This window comes from Centipeda sp. (in: firmicutes) (genome assembly GCF_057271695.1).
On sequence record NZ_DBHIVL010000141.1, the window covers coordinates 1 to 1,927 of the forward strand.

Here is a 1,927-nt window from a genome sequence, read left to right on the forward strand (position 1 = left end):
TGAATCTTGAAATCGACCACAGCTGTCTTGAGACACGCCGCACCACCGACCAGATCGTCATTCATCACACAGGCAACCCGACCGACGATGATCTCTCGGCGGCAGAGATCGACGCAAGTCACAAAGGGCAGGGGTGGTCGTGCATCGGCTACCATTACGTCATCCGCAAGGACGGCACGGTGGAGCAGGGCAGACCGCATTGGACGGTTGGGGCACATGCCTACGGGCACAACAGTCACACCATTGGCATCCATGTGTGCGGCAACTTCGAGGAGGCAGAGCCGACGGACGAGCAGATCGAGAGTACGGCCATGCTCCTTGCCAACCTCTGTACGGACTACGGTCTGCCGATTGACCGCGATCATATCGTTGGACATCGGGAGCTGATGGCGACGGCGTGCCCCGGGCTGAATCTCTTTGCGCAGATGGATACCATCGTCGGTAAGGCGAATTTTTACGCTAATGCATGAGGAGGACTATGATGGACGAAGAGAAACGAAAGAAGCAAGCACATATAATCGCGCTCCTTTTGACCGTGGTCATCATGATCTTCGGCTTTGTCTATGTGCTTCACTATGTAGGTCATGAGGCAACACAGGAAAAGCCCGCCGTCATGACGCAGGAAGAAACGCGGGACGTTAAGGTGCTGCGGGCGCAGCTAGATATATCACGTGCCAATGCGGACGCACTCCAAAAGCGTCTTGCAGAAGTACAGGCAGGACAGCGTGCGCCGTCAACGACGTACTACGTCACAGCACCAACCGTTGAACAGGCGGCGCAGGTGGTTGAAAAAGAGATCCGTGCAGACGCGCCGACACTGCCACGGGCAGCGCGGGAGAAGTCTGATCGTACCGTTGTCACACCGATTACGAAAGACGCAGACGGGAAAGAACTACCGCAAGATAAGCAGAAAGTTGACGTGTATAAAATCAACCTCCGAAAAGACCACCGTATCAAGGCGGGCGCATCCGTCATTGACGGCAAGCCGCTCATGAGTATCGGCTATGAGCAGGGACGGCTTGAGGCACTGGCACATTTTGACGGGGCGCGTTATAAGGGCGTGACCGTCATGTATAACGTCGCTGAGTGGTAAGGAATAAACGAACAGAGGGGGCAGCGTATCGTGCGCCGTCCCCTCTGTTTTTCTTGTCTACAATTTGCCTACAAAATACCATGATTCGCCTTTCTGAATAGCTATTTCGTCTTTGTGCAAAAAACACTGTGTTATTCCTGTAAAGCCTTGTCGCTGTTGGGCTTACGGGTTCGCTTTTGGATTTGCTATATCGCCTCGTTGCATATTTCTGTATTCTTGGAGGAAATGGCACGCACGCACAATGAACGCACGCGCCTTCAGGCACTTGGCATGGATGGCTTTCACCATCCAAACCGTTATCTGGAGACACATGGCATCCTGCCTGACGGTCTGGAGATCCCGCTGAGATCGATCAAAGGCGCGCCCGAGACGTTCGACGTGACGCATCTTACGGCGAAACTCGCATCGGCAAAGGAAGGAGCGACCACGTTTCCTGTCTATGACCGCCGCATACACGATGTCGTCCCCGACGCGCTGACCGTGGATGCTGAGATCCTCCTCGTCGAGGGCAACTGGCTGCTCTTGGACGAAGAGCCGTGGCGCGACCTGCGTGCCCTCGCAGACTACACACTTCGCATCGACGTGCCGCCCGCGCTCCTGCGCGACCGTCTCATCGCCCGCAAGGTACAGGGCGGGCTTTCGGTGGAGGACGCGAGAGCGTTCTACGAGAGGAGCGACGCGCCGAATGTCCTGCGCTTCGCCGCGCACGCAGGAGCGGTAGACGAGGTCTGGCGCATGGAGGAGGACGGCGACTTCGTGCGCGGATAAAGTTGCATACGAAAAAGGGGCTGTTGCACGAAGGTAAATTTATCTTTGTGCAACAGTCTATCTTTT

At 55.7% G+C, this 1,927-nt stretch carries 3 protein-coding genes; all 3 read left to right on the plus strand.

The window, feature by feature from the left end; all coding sequences use genetic code 11:
• Positions 1 to 11: 11 nt before the first annotated feature.
• A complete protein-coding gene (locus tag ACO6BQ_RS12470; protein ID WP_489121458.1) occupies positions 12 to 470 on the plus strand; it encodes a peptidoglycan recognition protein family protein in 459 nt (152 codons plus the stop codon).
• Between the two features lie 11 nt (positions 471 to 481).
• Positions 482 to 1,093 carry a glycoprotease gene (locus ACO6BQ_RS12475; RefSeq protein ID WP_489121454.1) on the plus strand — a complete coding sequence of 204 codons (612 nt, stop codon included), beginning with the start codon at positions 482 to 484 and terminating at the stop codon, positions 1,091 to 1,093.
• Between the two features lie 225 nt (positions 1,094 to 1,318).
• The gene (locus ACO6BQ_RS12480) at positions 1,319 to 1,861 is read left to right on the plus strand and encodes a nucleoside/nucleotide kinase family protein (protein WP_489121456.1); all 543 of its coding nucleotides are present in this window, start codon (positions 1,319 to 1,321) and stop codon (positions 1,859 to 1,861) included.
• The last annotated feature ends 66 nt before the right edge of the window (positions 1,862 to 1,927 follow it).